The organism is Streptomyces sp. NPDC020422, from assembly GCF_044386705.1.
Taxonomy (GTDB): domain Bacteria; phylum Actinomycetota; class Actinomycetes; order Streptomycetales; family Streptomycetaceae; genus Streptomyces.
On sequence record NZ_JBIRVJ010000004.1, the window covers coordinates 338,375 to 356,357 of the forward strand.

The window sequence follows — 17,983 nt, forward strand, 5'->3', positions numbered from 1 at the left end:
TGCCCCTGTACGAGGGTGATCCACCCTCGTACAGGGGCACAGCACGGCAACGAACGCGCGTGCGGGAACGGGGCTCCCAGGCCGTGTCCGGGCCCGGTCTAGTGCGCGGCCCGGCGGGCCAGGGCGCCGCGGGAGCGGGTCACCAGGGCGGCCAGCAGGGCGGCGCCGAGCGGCACGGCCACCAGGAGCGCGGCGAGCGTCTCCCAGGGGATGACGACCGGCACGTACGGCGGGGTTTCGGAGCCGGCCCAGCCCTCCGCCACGCTCTGCTCCCAGAAGCGGATCTGCTCGCGCTCCTCGGTGAGCCGCAGCCCGATCGCGGGCAGGACGCCGGCGGCCGAGCCGAGGACCACGCCCATCGCGGCGACGACTCCGCACTGGAAGCCGCTGAGCGTGCGGCGGACCCGGGGCGGGGCACCGACCGCGGCGAGCGTCTTGAGGTCGGCCTCCGCGTCGGCCTGGGCGAGACCGGTGGCGATGCCGGCCGCGCCGATGGTGACCAGGCCGGCGAAGACGGTCAGCGCGAGGAGGACGAGGCTGTTCTTGCTGACGTAGCCCTCCTCCAGGGTGAGGTCGACGGTGCTGCCCAGCTTGGCGATCTCGCCGTCGAGCCTCTGCCGCTGCTCGCTGTCGGGCAGGTGGTCGGTGCTGAAGTAGGCACCCATCGGGACGGTGGTCAGTCCGGCGGCCTTGGCCGCGGCCGGGCTGAGGATGGCCTGCACGCCGTACGAGAGCGGGGAGCCCGGCACCTGGTAGGCGGGGAGGTTCTTGATCGCGCCCGGTATCGGCTTGTGCTGTTCGGCGGCGCGGTCGGCGGCGTCGGTGTCGGTGATCAGCCTGAGGGCGACGGTGCCGGTCTTCTTCTCGACCTGGGTCTTCAGGAAGTTGACGACCTTGCCGTCGGCGAGGGCCTTGGCCGCGCCCGGGTCCTTGATGCCGAGGATCGTGAGGATGGGGGCGTCGGCGACGAGCAGGCCGCCCTCGACGTAGACGCCGTTGCCCGCCGACGCCTGGCAGCGCCAGTCGTTGGCGTTCAGGTCGCGGCGCTGTTCCTTGGTGAACTTCTCCGAGGGGTCGGAGCCGTCGGGGGTGGTGGCCCACAGCGGGCACTCGTTGGCCTTGGGGATGACGACCTCGAAGCGGCCGCAGCCCTTGCCGCCGCCCCACGGCTCGCAGCCGGGCCTGCCGACGGCGATCCGGGAGACGTCCGCGCGGACGTCGACCGGGAAGGTGCGCTGGACGGCCTCGCGGACCGCGGCGGCGTCCCGGCCGCCCTCCTCCGTGACGAGGGCGGCGACGGCCCCGTAGGGCAGCCGTGCCTCGTACTCGGCGAGGCCCTGGGCGTCCCGGCTCGCGGCGTAGGTGGAGACGGCGACGGTGCCCGCGACGGCGGCGAGGACGGCGGCGACGGCGGGTGCCGTACGGCCCCGGTTGCGGACGGCGTCGCGCAGGGCGAGCCGCGGCGAGAGCGGCAGCCAGCGGCCGGTGCGGCCGAACAGACCGACCAGGGCGGGGGTCATGGCGACCACGCCCAGCTCGGCGATGGCCGAGCCGCCGGCGACGATGACGAACTGGTCGGTGATGACCGATCCGTACAGGGCGATGGCGCCGCCCAGCAGCAGGGCCCCGAGGCCGACCAGGGGCAGCACACGGCTGCTGCGGCGCACTCCGCGACGGCCGGTCAGGGAGGCGAGGACGGTCTGCCGGGAGGCGGTGACGGCGGGGACGGTCGCGGCGAGCAGTCCGGTGAGGACGGCGAGGGCGGCGATGCCGAGCAGTTCGAGCGGCCGGATGGTGAAGCCGCCGAACCGCTGCCCCATGACGTCCTCGAGCACCGGGCGGAGCGCGAAGGTGAGGATCAGGGCGAGGACGGTGCCGACGAGGGCCGCGGCGACGCCGATGACGAGACCCCCGCTGAGCACGATGGCCCGGATGTGGCTGCGGGCACCGCCGTTGGCGCCGACGAGCCCCAGCTGGCGGCGCGAGCGGCGGGCGCCGACCGCGAAGGCGGGGCCGGCGAGCAGGCAGATCTCCAGCATCGCGAGGCCGACCACGGTGCCCACGGCGGCGAGGGCGGCGGCGTCGGCGGCCACGCTCGTCTCGTAGTTGCCCCAGCCGTCCTTCTGGTACAGCGGCACCTCGGAGTCGGCGGGCGGGTCGAGGGCCACGGCCCGCGAGAGGACCGTGACGCCCTTGGTGTTGATCTGCTGGACGGCGTTCCACGTGAAACCGCCGGGCTTGCGCACCAGATACGTGGTGGACAGGCCGGGCGCCTGGATCCCGGCCTTCTCGACGGCCTTGGCGTACGGCGCGAGGAAGGCCCCCGGCAGCGCGTTGACCTGGTCCGTCTTGAGGTCGCTGGGCAGCTCGTACGAACCGGTGATCCGGTACGTGCGGTCGAAGCCGCGCGCGGAGAGGGTGGAGCCGACGGTCAGACCGCTGGTCTCCAGGAAGTGCGTGGTCGCGGCGACCTCGTCGCTCCTCTCCGGGAAGCTGCCCTCCTGGAGCCGCATGATGCCCCGGGCGACCGGGTCGGCGGCCCGGAGCTCACGCACCTCGGTCTGGAGCAGCCCGTGGGCGGTGGTCAGCTTGGCGGTGCCGGAGCTGTCGGTGAGGACGGTCGAGCCGGCCGGGATGACCTTGCGGACATCGGTCGGGCCGTCGGGCCAGGGCTTGTTCTCGTAGTCCTGCACCGGGGTGCTCATCGAGCCCTCGGGGTCCTGGTAGATCGGCACCCCGCTGACGCGGGCGTCGCTGAAGCGCGCGTCGGCGGCGCCGATGGACCGCTCGGTCTTCTGCTCCGCGGTCAGCTCGGAGCTGCGCAGGGTCAGGTCGAAGGCGCTCACGCCCAGGATGGGCAGGGCGATCATCGCGAGGACGAGGAAGCTGCGGCCCTTGGAGCGCCAGGCGTCACGGCGGGCGATGCGGATCGCGGCGCGCCAGGAGTGGAACCAGGTGTTCACCGCTGCGCCGCCCGGCCGGTCAGGAGCGAGTCGGCCTCGCTGCGGACGGTCTGGTCGACGACGGCGCCGTCCCGGAGGAACACGACCCGGTCGGCCCAGGCGGCGAACCGGGGCTCGTGGGTGACCAGGACGCCGGCGGCGCCGGCGTCGCAGCGGGAGCGCAGCAGGGCGAGCACGGACTCGCCGGTCTCGGAGTCGAGGGCGCCGGTGGGCTCGTCGGCGAGGACGAGCCGGCGGTCGCCGACGAGGGCGCGGGCGATGGCCACGCGCTGCTGCTGGCCGCCGGACATCTCGTCGGGGAAGCGGTCGGCCAGGTGGCCGAGCTCCATCTCGGCGAGCGCCGCGAGGGCCTCGGTGCGGGCCTTGCGGGCCGAGACGCCGTCCAGCTCGCGGGGCAGGGCCACGTTCTCGGCGGCGGTGAGCGCCGGGATGAGGTTGTAGTCCTGGAAGACGTAGCCGATGCTGCGGCGGCGCAGGGCGGCGAGCTCCTTGACGCTCGCGGAGGTGATGTCGGTGTCCTCGACGATCACCCGGCCCGAGGTGGGGGTGTCGAGGCCGCCCGCGATGGTGAGCAGGGTCGACTTGCCGGAGCCGGACGGACCCATGACGGCGACGAGTTCGCCGGGGTGGACGTCGAGGTCGATGCCCCGCAGGGCGTGCACCTCGGTCGCGCCCGAGCCGTGGACGCGGGTCAGCTGCTGCAGACGCAGCACGGGCTGCTGCTGTATGGACATGGGTGGATTCCCCCTCGGGCGTACGCGGGCGGGGCGGGGCGGCGGGCGGTGGAGCGCCCGGGCCGGCGCCGGGACTGGAGCCGATGCGTACGGGTCTGGGTCTGGTCGGATTGCTTGCGGAGCGGTCGGAAGCGGGTCCGCTGGGAGCGGGGCCCGCCACGCCGCTGGGAGCGGGTCCTGCGGATGGCGGGTCCTGCTCGGAGCGGATCCCGCGGATGGCGGGTCGCGCGGGAAGCGGGTCCTGCCGACAGCGGTTTCTGCCGGCGGCGGGTCCCGCCGGAGCGGTTCCTGCCGGGTTACGACACCCCCGTGGCGTCCGGCAGGGACGCGGCGGGCGAGGGGGCCGGCGCCGTCGGGGCGGCCGGTCCCGCGGGCGGCGGGGACGGGCGCGTGGCGGAGGCCGCCGCGAGCCGGATGAGCCGGGACTCGCAGTGGTCGAGCCAGCGCGCCTCCGCCTCGGTCTGGAAGATCAGCTGCTCCAGGACGAGCAGCCAGGCGACGTCGTCGCGTTCCCCGGCGCCCCCGCTCTCGACGGCGGTGATCGCCTGCGCCTTGAGCCGGGTGTAGTCCTGCATCGCCCGCACGGTGTGCCGGCGCTGGGACTGGATGACGTCGCGGATGTCGACCCCGGGCGCCCCGACCGCCATGGCGAGCTTGATGGCGAGCTCGTCCCGGGCGGGGCTGGTGCGGTCGACGGGGTTCTCGAACCAGGAGCGCAGCTCCCCGCGCCCCTTGTCGGTGATCGCGTAGAGCGCGTGGCCGGCCTCGTCCTCGCCGTCCTGGCCGATCATCCCGTCCCGTTCGAGCCGGGCCAGGGTCGTGTAGACCTGGCCGACGTTGAGCGGCCAGGTGGAGCCGGTGCGGGACTCGAACTCCGTGCGGAGCTGCGAGCCGTAGCGGGGGCCGCGTTCGAGGAGGGCGAGAAGCCCGTGGCGGATCGACATACCGAGTATGTATACCGGGTAAGTCGGAGCCGACAAGCGTCCTGAGTCGGACCCCGGGGGTCCGACTCAAGGAGGACCCGGGGTGTCACGGCGCCCTCAGCGGCGCCGCATCCGGACCCCGAGGAAGCCGATGCCGAGCCCCATCAGGGCGAGCCCCACACCCAGCGTCAGCACCGGAATCCGCCGGTCGGAGAGGGCGCCGACGGCCTCCGCGCCGATCCGCGGCGCCCTGGCCGGCAGCGCGGCCGCCGAGGCGGACGGGAGCGGCTCCTCCGTCTCGGGTACCGCTCCGACCGCCTCGTCGGCCGCCGCTTCGGGCTCCTCCTCTGTTGCCGTTTTGGTACGCGAGGGGCTTCCCGAGGGCGTCGCGGAGGCCGAGGAGCTCGGCTCGGCGGACTCCGAGGGGCGTCCGGGGCGCTCCCTGCCCTCCCCCGCCGGGCGCCCCGCGAGCGAGGCGGAGGGGCCGGGCGCGGCGGCGGAACCGCTCGGCGCGGGCGCGGGGGAGACGGTCGCGGAGGGCGAGTCCGAGGCGGTGCCGGACGGACGCGGGGCGAGCGTCGAGGCGGACGGCGTGGCGCGCCCCGGGGCGGTGCTGCCGGGCGCGGTGGTCGGCGGCGCGGTGGTCCCGGCGGGCGGGGTGCCGGGCGACGAGGTGCCGGGTGCGGCGGTGCCGGCCGTGGCGGTGCCGGCCGCGGCGGCGCCCGCAGGGGCGGTGCGGTCCGGTCCCGCGGGCGTGAGCTCGGCGCCGTACGCGTACGCGGTCAGCGGGGGGACGACCGGTACGGCACAGGCCGTGAGACAGCAGACGAGCACGGGGCCGAGCGCCCGTGACCTCGTGCTGCGGAGTGCTGGAGTCACCGGGTGACCCCCTCCCGTGCCGAGCCGCCGAGTTCTTCGACTCAGCGTCACATGCACGGACAAACCCGGCATCCCGGGACATCCGGACGGGGCGGGGCCGCGTCGGCGCCCGCCCCGGCGGCCGGACGGCCGCGGTGGTGCTACTGCGGCGGGTTGCCGGTGGAGACCTCGAGGGTGAACTCGGCGTCGTCCTTGGCGATGTCGGTGCCCTGGCGCGGGTACTGGGTGATGACCGTGCCCTGACCGTAGGTGGCCTCGTCGGTCGAGGACTCCGCCTTGACCTTCCAGCCGGCGGCCTGGATGCAGGCCTTGACCGACTGGATGTTCTTGTACGTGAAGTCCGGGACCTGGAACTTGTCCGGGTCGTCGCTCGACTCGGTCGGCTCCGTGCACTTCTTGGTGTCGATGGTCTTGGAGAGGTCCGGCCCCTTGTGGCCGGGGGCGGCGCTGCTGCTCTGGCTCGGGTCGTTCGCCTGCGGGTTCGTGTCGGGGTCGCGGTTCATCAGCGAGATGCCCGTGACCACGCCGGCGACGACGACCAGCGCGAGGGCGCCGATGGCGATCTTCGTGCGGTTGTTCTGCGAGGAGCCGCCGCCCACGACGGGAGCGTGCGCCTGCTGCTGCGGCACCGTGTACGGGCCGGGCATGGGCGCCGGGGCCGGGGTCTGGTAGACCGGCGCCGGGGGCGGGGTCGGGACCTGCTGCGGGTACCCGTAGGAGGGAGCCGGCGTCGGCGCCCCGTACGGACCGGGCTGCGGCGTGGGCTGGTACGGGCTCTGGACGCCGTGCACGGAGGGCGGCGGGGTCTGGCCGACCGGCGGGAAGACGGCCGAGCCGACGCCCGAACCGCTCTGCACCGGTCCGCCCGCGACGATCACCGGCGCACCGGTCTGGCCGGCGGAGAGCACCCGCAGGCACTCGTCGCGCATCGCGGCCGCGCTGGGGAAGCGCTCGTTCGGGTTCTTCTTCAGGGCGCGGGCCACCAGCGCGTCCATCGCCGGGGTCACCGAGCGGTTCACCGAGGACGGCGCGACCGGCTCCTCCTGGACGTGCGCGTAGGCGATGGCGAGCGGCGAGTCCGCGTCGAAGGGCAGACGGCCCGTCAGGAGCTGGAAGAGCATGATGCCGACCGAGTACAGGTCGGAGCGGGCGTCGACGCCGCGGCCCAGGGCCTGCTCGGGGGAGAGGTACTGCGGGGTGCCGACGACCATGCCGGTCTGGGTCATCGAGGTGACCCCGGACTGCATGGCGCGGGCGATGCCGAAGTCCATGACCTTGACCACGCCGCGCTTGGTCATCATCACGTTGCCGGGCTTGATGTCCCGGTGGACCAGGCCCATTTCGTGGCTGGTCTCCAGCGCGGCGAGCACGTCGGAGGTGACCTTCAGCGCCTTGTCGGCCGGCATCGCGCCGTACTGCTGCACGTCGGAGGCGAGCACCGAGCCGAGCGGCTGCCCCTCCACGTACTCCATGACGATGTACGGCATGACGGCGCCGTCGAGGGTGTCCTCGCCGGTGTCGAAGACCGAGACGATGTTGGTGTGCGACAGCTTCGCGACCGCCTGCGCCTCGCGCCGGAAGCGTTCGCGGAAGGACTGTTCGCGGCCGAGCTCGGTGTGCAGCGTCTTGATGGCGACCTGGCGGTCGAGGGCGGAGTCGTAGGCCAGGTACACCGACGCCATGCCGCCCTCGCCGAGAAGGTCGCGAAGCTGGTACCGGCCGCCCGCGACCGAACCGCCCGCATAGCGGCCCTGTGCGCCGTCCTGGCTCATCTCGTGCTTCCCCCTACGCGCGCGCGGCGGCGCTGATCCGGAAATTTCCCGGCCAAGTCTGCCCGAGGGCAGTGACACGTCAAGCCGAGTGCCCTTTCGGTACCCGTTCCGTGACCCTGCGCTGAGCGTCCCTCCCGGGAGCGTGACGGGCGTGTGACAGGAACGGCACGGAATTTGCACAGGTGTATGCGTGGGGAGTTGGATGACCGGTCCATCGCGGACCGTGATGTCGTACGGAGCCTGTAGCGTGACGACTGGACACGGCACGAGAGACGACGGCGAGGACTGATGGCACCCGAATCCGGAGCAGGCGGCGGTCTGCCGGACGCATCTGCCGAGTCCTGGGGCGTCGGCGGGGTGGTCGGCGACGGAAGGTACCGGCTGACCCACCGTCTGGGACGCGGCGGCATGGCCGAGGTGTTCGCCGCCGAGGACGTGCGCCTCGGGCGCACCGTCGCGGTGAAGCTGCTGCGCCCCGACCTCGCCGAGGACCCGGTCTCCAAGGCCCGCTTCACCCGCGAGGCGCAGTCGGTCGCCGGTCTCAACCACCATGCGATCGTGGCGGTCTACGACTCGGGCGAGGACCTGGTCGGCGGCCGCTCCGTGCCGTACATCGTGATGGAGCTGGTCGAGGGCCGCACCATCCGCGACCTGCTGATCAGCGCCGAGCCGCCGGGCCCCGAGCAGGCCCTCATCATCGTCTCCGGCGTCCTGGAGGCGCTCGCCTACTCCCACCAGCACGGCATCGTGCACCGCGACATCAAGCCGGCGAACGTGATCATCACGCACGGCGGCGCGGTCAAGGTCATGGACTTCGGCATCGCGCGCGCCCTGCACGGCGCGCAGTCGACGATGACCCAGACCGGCATGGTCATGGGCACCCCGCAGTACCTGTCGCCGGAGCAGGCGCTCGGCAAGACCGTCGACCACCGCTCCGACCTGTACGCGACGGGCTGCCTGCTCTACGAACTGCTCGCCTCGCGGCCCCCGTTCACCGGCGAGACGCCGCTGTCGGTGGTCTACCAGCACGTCCAGGACGCCCCGATCCCGCCGTCCGAGGTGGCGTCGGCGGCGCCGCCGGAGCTCGACGGGCTGGCGATGCGCTCCCTCGCGAAGGACCCGGACGACCGGTTCCAGAGCGCCGAGGAGATGCGCGGCCTGATCCAGTACGCGCTGCAGATGCTCCAGGAGCAGGGCGGCCACACCGGCGTGTGGAACACCGGCCCGGTCGACGTGGGCGCCGTGCACGACCCCATGCACACGCCGGGCGGCGGGATGGGCGGCGTCGGCGCGACGGCCGTCCTCGGCCACCCGATGCACCACGACACCGCGCAGGGTCCGATCCTGCCCCCGATGAACCCGGACGACGGGGGCTACGACGGCGGGCACGGCGGCTACGGCCCCGACGGCGGGTACGGCGCGCAGGGCGCCCCCAAGAAGAGCCGCGCCAAGCTGCTGCTGTTCGTGGCGCTCGCGCTGGTCGCGATGGTCGCGGGGGTCGCGTACGCGATCGACAAGGCGGGCGAGAAGAACGACGGCGGCGGGACGAAGCCGCCGGCGGTGACGGACTCGCCGTCCACCAAGGAGCAGTCCCCGGAGCCCTCCGACCAGCCCTCTCAGGACACGGAGACGCCCGACTCGTCGACCGGCGGGGACGGCGGGTGGTCGCAGCAGCCCACGTACCGGCCGACCTACAAGCCGACGCAGAAGCCGACGCCGACGGACACGCCGTCGACGGATCCGACGGGCACCGCGGACGGCGGCACGGGCACGACCGAGGGCGGCACCGAGGGCACGACCGAGGGCACCACGGAGGGCACGACCGAGGGCACCACGGAGGGCACCTCCACCGGTACCTCCTCGGGCACGGGCACCTCGACCGGCACGTCCTCGGGGACGGGCACGACGACGGGCACGTCCACGGGCACCTCGACCGGCACCTCCACCGGCACGGGCACCACGACGGGCACCTCGACCGGCACCGGCAACTGACCGGGGCCGGCAGCTGACCGGCACCGGCAACTGACCGGCACCGGCAACTGACCGGGGCCGGCAGCTGACCGGCACCGGCAACTGACCGGCACCGGCAACTGACCGGGGCCGGCCCACCCGCTGACCCCGCTGACCCCGCTCACCCCGCTCACCCCGCGAAGGCGTCGCGCACCGCCTCGTACTCGCGGGTCCACCACACGGCCAGGGCCGACATCGCCGGAAACAGCGGGTCGGCCCTGCGGTCGTGGTGCTGGTAGCGCCAGCGCAGGGTCCAGAAGTCGTTGAGCCGCTCCCACCACACCCGGTCGACCGCGGCCGCCAGCTCGGCGCCGTCCGCCCCGGCCGCCTGCCGGTAGGCGCGCGCATAGGCCCGCACCTTCTCCAGCGCCAGCTCGCCGCCCGGCCGGACGAAGAAGATCGCGGCGGCGCGGACCGCCTCCTCGGCGCGCGGGCGGACCCCGAGGCGGTCCCAGTCGATGATCGCGACCGGCTCGGCGCCCTGGTAGAGCAGGTTGAAGGGGTGGAAGTCGCCGTGCACCCAGCCGCCCGCGGCGGCGGCCGGCGGCCGGCGGTGGGCGTGCCGGTCGAGCAGCACCCGGCGCTCGCGCAGCCGGTGCACGGCGAGCTCGTCGAAGCCGTCGCGCTTCCGGCGGACGGGGACCAGGCGCAGGAGTTCGTCGATGAGCCGGAGGGTGTCCTCGGGGCGGGCGCTCTCGTGGCCCGCGTCGGGCGGCGGGGAGCCCATGACCTGCTCCAGGCAGGTGTGGACGTGCCCGAGGAGGGCGCCGAGGCGGCGGGAGCCGGCCGTCGACAGCTGGGCGCCGTCCCGGTGCCGGCCCTCGACCCAGGGGTGCAGCGCGTAGCAGCGCCCGCCGATGACGGCGACGGTGCGGCCCCGTGCGTCGGGCAGCGGCGGTGCGACGGGCAGCCCGAGGGCGCTCAGGCGCAGGGTGGCCCGGTGCTGGCGGGTGATGGTGTCCCGGTCGGCGGTGCGGGCGTCCAGGTGCTGTTTGAGGAAGTAGGCGCCGCGGGTGGTGGAGACCCGGTACCCGCGGTTGAGTAACCCCTGGGCCACGGGCTCGCACGCGAGCGGCTCCCCCGCGTCCCCGTAACGGCGCAGCAGGGCGCCGAGGGGCGGGGCGGGGAAGGACGTCCGTGGAGAGGCCAGGGGTGCAGATGAGCGCGGCACTCCGCAGATGTTAGATCACGCTACGTGGTGGAGATGTCGCCCGACGGAGGCGGGGGTCGTGACCGCGGGCCCCTGCTCGGACGTGTAGTCGAGGGTGTGCACGGTGACGAACTGGGGCTCGATGCGCATGAAGACCGGGTCGAAGGGTTCGCCGTCCACGGAGCGGGGGGCCGGGCCGAAGGCCGCCAGCTGCTCCGGGGTCGGTTCGACGATCTCGGCGGTGCCGGTGAACTGCACGGACCACATGGTCGCGGCGCCGGAGTCGAGGTTGTCCGCCCCGTAGGCGACGACGCTGCCGTTGCAGGCCCGGTGGTAGCCGAGGCCCCGGTGCAGCCGGATCAGGACGTCGCCGTCGGCCACGATATGGCGGGCCGGGGCGACGAAGGGCATCGCCCGCATGCTCGTCGCCACCCGGCCGTACGACACTCGGCCCAGCAGCTCGATGGCGCGGATCTCGTCGGTGGACATGGCTTCCACTCTCCGCCACCGGCACCGTGTCGGGAAAGGGGCCCCAGCCCCGGTTCTGCGGGGTCATAGGTCCCGAATGCGGGCCCCGCGGCCCGGCCGCACCCGTTCGGGTGAAACGGCCGGAGTGCGGGAATCCCCGGGCCTCAGTGGCGCTCGGCCTGCATCCTCGCCACATACGCGGCGGCCTGGGAACGCCGCTCCATGCCCAGCTTCGACAGCAGGCTGGAGACGTAGTTCTTGATGGTCTTCTCCGCGAGGTGGAGCCGCTCGCCGATGGCCCGGTTGGTCAGGCCCTCGCCGATCAGATCGAGGATCTTGCGTTCCTGCTCGGTGAGATTGGCGAGCCGGTCGTCGCCCTTCGGGCTGTTGCCGTCCCGGAGCCGCTCCAGGACCCGCGCGGTCGCCACGGGGTCGAGCAGCGACTTGCCGGCCGCGACGTCCCGGACCGCGTTGAGCAGCTCGTTGCCGCGGATGGCCTTGAGGACGTACCCCGAGGCTCCGGCCATGATCGCGTCGAAGAGCGCCTCGTCGTCCGCGTACGAGGTGAGCATCAGGCACTTGATCGAATCGTCCTGGGAGCGGACCTCGCGGCACACCTCGACCCCGCTGCCGTCCGGGAGCCGGACGTCGAGCACGGCCACGTCGGGGCGGGTCGCAGGGATCCTGACCAGGGCGTCCGCGGCGGTACCGGCCTCGCCGACCACCTCGATGTCGTCCTCTACGGAGAGCAGCTCGTGGACGCCGCGCCGGACGACTTCATGGTCGTCCAGCAGAAATACCCGGATTTTTCCTTCTTCGCGCACGCAGCCAGTCTCACATATTGGCTCTTCCCGCGCCCGGGGTGGCCGAGATAACGTGCCGGGTGTTCCGACGACGGCGTCGGGCCGTTGTCCATGCGCTGACCAGCGGTGAATCCCCCATTCTTCGATTTACTTGGAAATCCAAGCAAAATCGCAGGTCAAATGGGGTTTCGCGGGAATGCTGTGCAATGGGTAACGTGCCTGTGACGGCGTTCGCCGGGGCACCTGTCACGCCTGACCCCGGCCGCGTCGCACCCACCCCGTGCGAAGGGTACGGAGAAGGCGGAGCCTCCCCCAAGCTCTCCGAGCAGGGGGGACCCCCAGGCCCACCCGGCGAACCCGGAGGCCGGACCGACGGAGGAGCACGCACGTGACCGTGGAGAGCACTGCCGCGCGCAAGACGACGCGACGCAGCAGCGGCGCCAAGCGCACCACCAGCGCCGCGAGCGCGAAGAAGGCGGCGGCTGCGCAGCAGACCGAGCCGGAGCTCGTTCAGCTGCTGACGCCCGAGGGTGAGCGCGTCCAGCACCCCGACTACGACATCGACCTGAGCGCCGAGGAACTGCGCGGGCTCTACCGCGACATGGTCCTCAGCCGCCGCTTCGACGCCGAGGCCACCGCCCTGCAGCGCCAGGGCGAACTGGGCCTGTGGGCCTCGCTGCTCGGTCAGGAGGCGGCCCAGATCGGTTCCGGCCGCGCCCTGCGCGACGACGACTACGTGTTCCCCACCTACCGTGAGCACGCGGTCGCCTGGTGCCGCGGAGTCGATCCCACCAACCTGCTCGGCATGTTCCGCGGCGTGAACAACGGCGGCTGGGACCCGAACAGCAACAACTTCCACCTGTACACGATCGTCCTCGGCTCGCAGACCCTGCACGCCACCGGCTACGCGATGGGCATCACCAAGGACGGCGCGGACTCCGCCGTGATCGCGTACTTCGGCGACGGCGCGTCCAGCCAGGGCGACGTCAACGAGTCGTTCGTCTTCTCCGCGGTCTACAACGCCCCGGTCGTGTTCTTCTGCCAGAACAACCAGTGGGCCATTTCCGAGCCCATCGAGAAGCAGACCCGCGTGCCGCTCTACCAGCGCGCCCGCGGCTTCGGCTTCCCCGGCGTCCGGGTCGACGGCAACGACGTCCTGGCCTGTCTGGCGGTGACCCGCGACGCCCTGGAGCGCGCCCGCCGGGGCGAGGGCCCGACGCTCATCGAGGCGTACACCTACCGGATGGCCGCGCACACCACCTCCGACGACCCGACCCGCTACCGCCGGGACGCGGAGCGCGAGGAGTGGGAGGCCAAGGACCCGATCCAGCGCCTCAAGACGTACATGGAGAACCAGGGTCACGCCGACGCGGCCTTCTTCGAGGAGCTGGAGGCGGAGAGCGAGGCGCTCGGCAAGCACGTCCGCGAGGTCGTCCGCGCCATGCCCGTCCCGGAGCACATGGCGATGTTCGACAACGTGTACGCGGACGGGCACGCGCTCGTCGACGAGGAGCGTGCGCAGTTCGCCGCCTACCAGGCGTCCTTCGAGGGCGGAGAGGCCGAGTAACCATGCCTGTTCAGAAGCTTCCCCTGGCGAAGGCGCTCAACGAGTCGCTGCGCAAGGCCCTGGAGACCGACCCCAAGGTCCTGATCATGGGCCTCGACGTCGGCAAGCTCGGCGGTGTCTTCCGGATCACCGACGGTCTGCAGAAGGACTTCGGCGAGGACCGGGTCATCGACACCCCGCTCGCCGAGTCCGGCATCGTCGGCACCGCGATCGGTCTCGCGCTGCGCGGCTACCGGCCGGTCGTGGAGATCCAGTTCGACGGATTCGTCTTCCCGGCGTACGACCAGATCGTGTCCCAGCTGGCGAAGATGCGGGCCCGGTCGCTCGGCACGGTGAAGATGCCGATCGTCATCCGCATCCCGTACGGCGGCGGCATCGGCGCCGTCGAGCACCACTCCGAGTCCCCCGAGTCGCTCTTCGCGCACGTCGCGGGCCTCAAGGTCGTCACCCCGGCGAACTCCAACGACGCCTACTGGATGCTCCAGCAGGCGATCCAGAGCGATGACCCGGTCATCTTCTTCGAGCCCAAGCGCCGCTACTGGGACAAGGGCGACGTCGACGTCGAGGCCCTCCCCGGCGAGCTGCACAAGGCCCGGGTCGCCCGCGAGGGCACGGACCTCACGCTCGTCGCGTACGGCCCGATGGTGAAGACCTGCCTGGAGGTGGCCGCGGCCGCCGCCGAGGAGGGCAAGTCGATCGAGGTCGTGGACCTGCGCTCGATCTCCCCGCTGGACTTCGACACCATCCAGACCTCGGTCGAGAAGACCCGCCGTCTGGTCGTGGTGCACGAGGCCCCGGTGTTCTTCGGCTCCGGCGCGGAGATCGCCGCCCGGATCACCGAACGCTGCTTCTACCACCTGGAGGCCCCCGTCCTGCGGGTCGGCGGCTACCACGCGCCGTATCCGCCGGCGCGCCTGGAGGAGGAGTACCTGCCGGGCCTGGACCGCGTGCTCGACGCCGTCGACCGCTCGCTGGCGTTCTGAGGAGAGCACGATGACGATCCGCGAATTCAAGATGCCCGACGTGGGCGAGGGCCTGACCGAGGCCGAGATCCTCAAGTGGTACGTCCAGCCCGGTGACACGGTCACCGACGGGCAGGTCGTCTGCGAGGTCGAGACGGCCAAGGCCGCCGTCGAGCTCCCCATCCCCTTCGACGGCACGGTGCACGACCTGCTGTTCCCCGAGGGCACGACGGTCGACGTCGGCCAGGTCATCATCTCGGTGAACGTCGGCGGCGGCGCCGAGCCCGAGGCGCCGGCGGCGCCTGCGGTGGCAGCGGCCCCCGCGCAGGAGCCGGTGGCCGAGCCGGCCGCCGAGCCGGAGGGCCGCCAGCCGGTCCTGGTCGGCTACGGCGTGGCCGCGACCTCCACCAAGCGCCGGGCCCGCAAGACGGCGCCGGCGGCGACCGCTCCGGCCGCTCCGGCCGCTCCGGCGGTGGTGGTCCCCGAGCAGCTGAACGGCCACGGTCCCGCCGCCGGCGCCCGCCCGCTGGCCAAGCCGCCGGTGCGCAAGCTGGCCAAGGACCTGGGCGTCGACCTGGCGACGGTCACCGCGACCGGCCCGGACGGCATCATCACCCGCGAGGACGTGCACAAGGCGGCGGCCCCGGCCGCGCCGGCCCCCGTCGCCGCGGCTCCGGCGCCCGAGGCGGCCGCTCCGGTGGCCGCGGCCCCCGCGCCCGCCGTCTCCTCGGCGCTCCCGGAGGCCCGGGAGACCCGTATCCCGATCAAGGGCGTACGGAAGGCCACGGCGGCGGCGATGGTCGGCTCGGCCTTCACCGCGCCGCACGTCACCGAGTTCGTGACCTTCGACATCACGCGCACCATGAAGCTGGTCGAGGAGCTCAAGTCCGACAAGGACATGGCGGGCCTGCGCGTGAACCCGCTCCTCCTCATCGCCAAGGCGGTCCTGGTAGCGGTCAAGCGCAACCCGGACATCAACGCGGCCTGGGACGAGGCCGCCCAGGAGATCGTGCTCAAGCACTACGTCAACCTGGGCATCGCCGCGGCCACCCCGCGGGGCCTGATCGTGCCGAACATCAAGGACGCGCACGCCCAGACCCTCCCGGAGCTGTCGAAGTCCCTCAGCGAGCTGGTCTCCACCGCCCGCGAGGGCAAGACGACCCCGGCGGCGATGCAGGGCGGCACCTTCACCATCACCAACGTCGGCGTCTTCGGCGTCGACACCGGTACGCCGATCCTCAACCCGGGCGAGTCCGCGATCCTCGCGGTCGGCGCGATCAAGCTCCAGCCCTGGGTCCACAAGGGCAAGGTGAAGCCGCGTCAGGTCACCACCCTGGCGCTCTCCTTCGACCACCGCCTGGTCGACGGAGAACTGGGCTCCAAGTTCCTGGCCGACGTGGCCGCGATCCTGGAGCAGCCGAAGCGGCTCATCACCTGGGCGTAACAGCCCGATTGCGTTGTTTCACGTGAAACGCCCGGACGGGGTCCTCTCCCCGTCCGGGCGTCTCGCTTCCCGGCTCCGAAGCCGGATCCACGTCCTGTGGCACAGGGCGAAGACGCCCGCCGCCACGGGGGCGGCGAACAGCGTGTGGCTCAGCGTGGGCGGGGGGACGAGCAGACGCGGAAGGAGCCCCGGGAGAGCCGAAAGCCCCACCGGCTCACCCTGCCCGGCCGCGAGCCCGACCTCCAGCAGGACTCCGTAGGTGACCGTGCCGAAGACATAGCCCCAGCAGGTCATCAGGAACGTCGTCGCCGGTGTACGGCGCAGTTCGGTCTGTGCCGTCAGCAGGAAGACGCACATCGCGAACAGCAGGGCGAAGCCCTGGAGCGCGTACAGCGAGGCGTACGCGAAATAGACGGGGGGGACCACGGGGGACGGGCTGTTGTCGGGCACATCGCCCTGCAGGACGGATCCGAGCTGCTTCGAGCACAGCCGCACATCGCCGTCGCTCTGGCAGAAGGGCCGGGCGAGCGCGGAGAGGACGTCCTCCGTGCCGGGGGAGGCCAGGAGCTTCAGCAGGACGCACGCACCGCACGTCATCAGGAGCGTGAGGCCGATCCTGCGCCACAAGGTCTCCGAAGGGCCTCGCAGGAGAACGGCGAGCTGGAGGAGCACACCGCGGAGGGTGGGCGGCTCGGGAGCCTCGGTGCCGGCCGGCGCCTCGGCGCTCCCCCTGCGGGAGGCCCGCCGGTGGGCGGCCGTGTGGGCGAGACCAGCGCAGAGCGCGGCGACGAGAGCCAGCGCCATGGCGTGGCCCGTGCTGTCCTGGACGTCGATGAGGGCGCGGGTCAGCACCTCGCCACGACCGACCGGTTCGCGGACCAGCGAGGGCACCAGGGGAACGATCCAGGCGACGGCGTTCGCCGGAGGGGCGAGGACCAGCACGGCGAACAGGAACACACCGACGCGCGCGCCGGGTTCGGCGGACCGGTGTGCCAGGGCCCGGGCCCCGAGCGTCAGGACGAGGGCGAACACGGCCGTCCACAGCACGAGGCCGAAGGCGGCCCTGACGGTGCCTCCGACGCCGTACAGGAAGACCGGGGACACCGTCAGGTACCGCAGCCGGGCCGACAGGGGTGTGTGGTAGCCGACGCGTCCCGTCGAGTCCGCCCAGTCGATCTGGAAGGGCGTCGCGGCGAGGAACTCCGCCGCCGCCAACGCGAGGACCAGCGAAAGACAGGCGGTCCGCAGGGCGGGTCCGGGCCCGCCGTTTCCGGTCGGGGTCTTCGGGGCGCGGATCGGCGTCATCGCGCCCGTCCGGAGACCCGGAAGGGCTTCCCGCTGTTGTCGATGCGCTCGACGTGGTCCTCCTCGCCGTCCCACCAGGTGACCGTCGCGACCCAGCGGGTGTCGTACTTCTGGCTCCGCCCGGTGAGGAAGAAGGAGTAGATGCCGTCCGTGGTGACCTGCTTCGGCAGGGAGATCGGCTTGCCCAGCTCGGCTGCCGCCGCCTTCGCGGCCTTCTGCTGCGGGCTGTGCTGGAGGTACGACACGGGCACGGCACGGTTCAGGGGCAGGGTGTCCAGGTCCACGACGAGGTACTCCGGGTCGTCCTCCGCGCCGCAGCCGCCGCCGCGGACGAATTCGCCCGCCACCGGCCGGGACCGCCCGACCACCGTGAGGGAGATGTCGCGTATGACGGCTGCCTTGTCGACGTTGCCCCGTACGGTGACGGCGATCTGGGCGTCCCCGGAGTGCACGATCCTCCCGTCGCTCTCCCAGCGGCCGACCTGGCGCCTGTCGGACGACCAGATCACGTTCTTCAGCTGCTCGTTCCCCGGAGTGAGGACGAAGCTGCTGAGGCAGGGGCTGTTGCCGGGGTCGACGATGAGCGCGATGGCCCGCTCGGGGAACAGCGTGCTGTACAGCGACTGCCCGAGCGGCGTGAGGTAGGCGAGGGCGGCGCAGACGAGGCCGTACAGGGCGAGCTTGTTCGCTCCGCTCAGACGCGCATGACGCTCGCGCAGGCGGCGCGCCCCGTGCGCCAGGCCGCGCGCCGCGGGCGCGGGGGGAGCCGCTGGTTCCGCCGGCGCGGGGGGAGCCGCTGGTTCCGCGGGCGCGGGGGGAGCCGCTGGTTCCGCCGGCGCGGAGGCGGCCGCCGGTGCCTCCGGCGGGGAAGGAGCCGCCGGTGGCCGTGTGTTGCCCGAGCCTTCTGTGTCCGTACGTGCCGGATCCTCCGCCACGACCTCACCTCCCCCGTCCGACAGGCAGCCTAGAGCGTTGCCGCGTCCCCCGGGCCGGGCGTGTGCGG

14 protein-coding genes are annotated in these 17,983 nt (G+C 72.9%); 4 read left to right on the plus strand and 10 right to left on the minus strand.

Going from position 1 to position 17,983, the window contains the following annotated elements:
* Nucleotides 1-98 precede the first annotated feature (98 nt).
* The 5 genes from ACH414_RS12365 to ACH414_RS12385 form a co-directional block, all read right to left on the minus strand.
* Nucleotides 99-2,963 carry an ABC transporter permease gene (locus ACH414_RS12365; protein ID WP_398941721.1) on the minus strand — a complete coding sequence of 955 codons (2,865 nt, stop codon included), beginning with the start codon at nucleotides 2,961-2,963 and terminating at the stop codon, nucleotides 99-101.
* Nucleotides 2,960-3,697 carry an ABC transporter ATP-binding protein gene (locus ACH414_RS12370; protein WP_382539239.1) on the minus strand — a complete coding sequence of 246 codons (738 nt, stop codon included), beginning with the start codon at nucleotides 3,695-3,697 and terminating at the stop codon, nucleotides 2,960-2,962. Before ACH414_RS12370 ends, ACH414_RS12365 begins: the two co-directional genes overlap by 4 nt.
* A gap of 296 nt (nucleotides 3,698-3,993) precedes the next feature.
* Nucleotides 3,994-4,641: a PadR family transcriptional regulator gene (locus ACH414_RS12375; protein ID WP_382539243.1), complete on the minus strand. Its 648-nt coding sequence runs from the start codon at nucleotides 4,639-4,641 to the stop codon at nucleotides 3,994-3,996.
* Nucleotides 4,642-4,737: 96 nt separating this feature from the next.
* Nucleotides 4,738-5,499 (minus strand): hypothetical protein, encoded by a 762-nt coding sequence (locus tag ACH414_RS12380; protein ID WP_398941723.1) that lies wholly within the window; start codon nucleotides 5,497-5,499, stop codon nucleotides 4,738-4,740.
* Between the two features lie 140 nt (nucleotides 5,500-5,639).
* Nucleotides 5,640-7,271 (minus strand): protein kinase, encoded by a 1,632-nt coding sequence (locus ACH414_RS12385; RefSeq protein ID WP_386563291.1) that lies wholly within the window; start codon nucleotides 7,269-7,271, stop codon nucleotides 5,640-5,642.
* A gap of 288 nt (nucleotides 7,272-7,559) precedes the next feature.
* On the opposite strand from ACH414_RS12385, the gene ACH414_RS12390 reads away from it, so the two are divergent.
* Nucleotides 7,560-9,263 (plus strand): protein kinase, encoded by a 1,704-nt coding sequence (locus ACH414_RS12390; RefSeq protein WP_382539252.1) that lies wholly within the window; start codon nucleotides 7,560-7,562, stop codon nucleotides 9,261-9,263.
* 148 nt (nucleotides 9,264-9,411) lie between these two features.
* On the opposite strand, the gene ACH414_RS12395 is transcribed toward ACH414_RS12390, so the two are convergent.
* The 3 genes from ACH414_RS12395 to ACH414_RS12405 all read right to left on the minus strand — a co-directional run bounded on the left by ACH414_RS12395 (nucleotide 9,412) and on the right by ACH414_RS12405 (nucleotide 11,723).
* On the minus strand, nucleotides 9,412-10,461 hold the full coding sequence (locus tag ACH414_RS12395) for a phosphotransferase (RefSeq protein WP_382539573.1): 1,050 nt from the start codon (nucleotides 10,459-10,461) through the stop codon (nucleotides 9,412-9,414).
* 6 nt (nucleotides 10,462-10,467) lie between these two features.
* Nucleotides 10,468-10,920, minus strand: coding sequence for a pyridoxamine 5'-phosphate oxidase family protein (locus ACH414_RS12400; RefSeq protein ID WP_382539255.1), 453 nt, complete (start codon nucleotides 10,918-10,920; stop codon nucleotides 10,468-10,470).
* A 143-nt stretch (nucleotides 10,921-11,063) separates the two neighbouring features.
* Complete coding sequence (locus ACH414_RS12405) at nucleotides 11,064-11,723, minus strand: response regulator (protein ID WP_382539258.1); 660 nt, start codon at nucleotides 11,721-11,723, stop codon at nucleotides 11,064-11,066.
* 367 nt (nucleotides 11,724-12,090) lie between these two features.
* Between ACH414_RS12405 and pdhA the strand changes: the two genes are divergently transcribed.
* From pdhA to ACH414_RS12420, 3 genes are read left to right on the plus strand one after another with little or no spacing between them, the layout of a single operon-like run.
* The gene (gene pdhA / locus ACH414_RS12410) at nucleotides 12,091-13,269 is read left to right on the plus strand and encodes a pyruvate dehydrogenase (acetyl-transferring) E1 component subunit alpha (RefSeq protein ID WP_382539261.1); all 1,179 of its coding nucleotides are present in this window, start codon (nucleotides 12,091-12,093) and stop codon (nucleotides 13,267-13,269) included.
* 2 nt (nucleotides 13,270-13,271) lie between these two features.
* Nucleotides 13,272-14,252 carry an alpha-ketoacid dehydrogenase subunit beta gene (locus ACH414_RS12415; protein WP_382539264.1) on the plus strand — a complete coding sequence of 327 codons (981 nt, stop codon included), beginning with the start codon at nucleotides 13,272-13,274 and terminating at the stop codon, nucleotides 14,250-14,252.
* 10 nt (nucleotides 14,253-14,262) lie between these two features.
* The gene (locus tag ACH414_RS12420; protein ID WP_398941726.1) at nucleotides 14,263-15,675 is read left to right on the plus strand and encodes a dihydrolipoamide acetyltransferase family protein; all 1,413 of its coding nucleotides are present in this window, start codon (nucleotides 14,263-14,265) and stop codon (nucleotides 15,673-15,675) included.
* A gap of 18 nt (nucleotides 15,676-15,693) precedes the next feature.
* Here the strand turns inward: ACH414_RS12420 and ACH414_RS12425 are convergent, their stop codons facing one another.
* Both ACH414_RS12425 and ACH414_RS12430 read right to left on the minus strand, forming a co-directional pair.
* The gene (locus tag ACH414_RS12425; RefSeq protein WP_398941728.1) at nucleotides 15,694-16,980 is read right to left on the minus strand and encodes a hypothetical protein; all 1,287 of its coding nucleotides are present in this window, start codon (nucleotides 16,978-16,980) and stop codon (nucleotides 15,694-15,696) included.
* The gene (locus tag ACH414_RS12430) at nucleotides 16,977-17,915 is read right to left on the minus strand and encodes a hypothetical protein (RefSeq protein WP_398941730.1); all 939 of its coding nucleotides are present in this window, start codon (nucleotides 17,913-17,915) and stop codon (nucleotides 16,977-16,979) included. The genes ACH414_RS12425 and ACH414_RS12430 overlap by 4 nt, the downstream gene beginning before the upstream one ends.
* Nucleotides 17,916-17,983 lie beyond the last annotated feature (68 nt).

Bases quoted from the DNA above. Each gene is read 5' to 3' on its own strand.
- ACH414_RS12420 (WP_398941726.1), top strand. From the start codon at position 14,263: ATGACGATCCGCGAATTCAAGATGCCCGACGTGGGCGAGGGCCTGACC.
- ACH414_RS12425 (WP_398941728.1), bottom strand. From the start codon at position 16,980: ATGACGCCGATCCGCGCCCCGAAGACCCCGACCGGAAACGGCGGGCCC.
- ACH414_RS12415 (WP_382539264.1), top strand. From the start codon at position 13,272: ATGCCTGTTCAGAAGCTTCCCCTGGCGAAGGCGCTCAACGAGTCGCTG.
- ACH414_RS12385 (WP_386563291.1), bottom strand. From the start codon at position 7,271: ATGAGCCAGGACGGCGCACAGGGCCGCTATGCGGGCGGTTCGGTCGCG.
- ACH414_RS12390 (WP_382539252.1), top strand. From the start codon at position 7,560: ATGGCACCCGAATCCGGAGCAGGCGGCGGTCTGCCGGACGCATCTGCC.
- ACH414_RS12375 (WP_382539243.1), bottom strand. From the start codon at position 4,641: ATGTCGATCCGCCACGGGCTTCTCGCCCTCCTCGAACGCGGCCCCCGC.
- ACH414_RS12400 (WP_382539255.1), bottom strand. From the start codon at position 10,920: ATGTCCACCGACGAGATCCGCGCCATCGAGCTGCTGGGCCGAGTGTCG.
- ACH414_RS12370 (WP_382539239.1), bottom strand. From the start codon at position 3,697: ATGTCCATACAGCAGCAGCCCGTGCTGCGTCTGCAGCAGCTGACCCGC.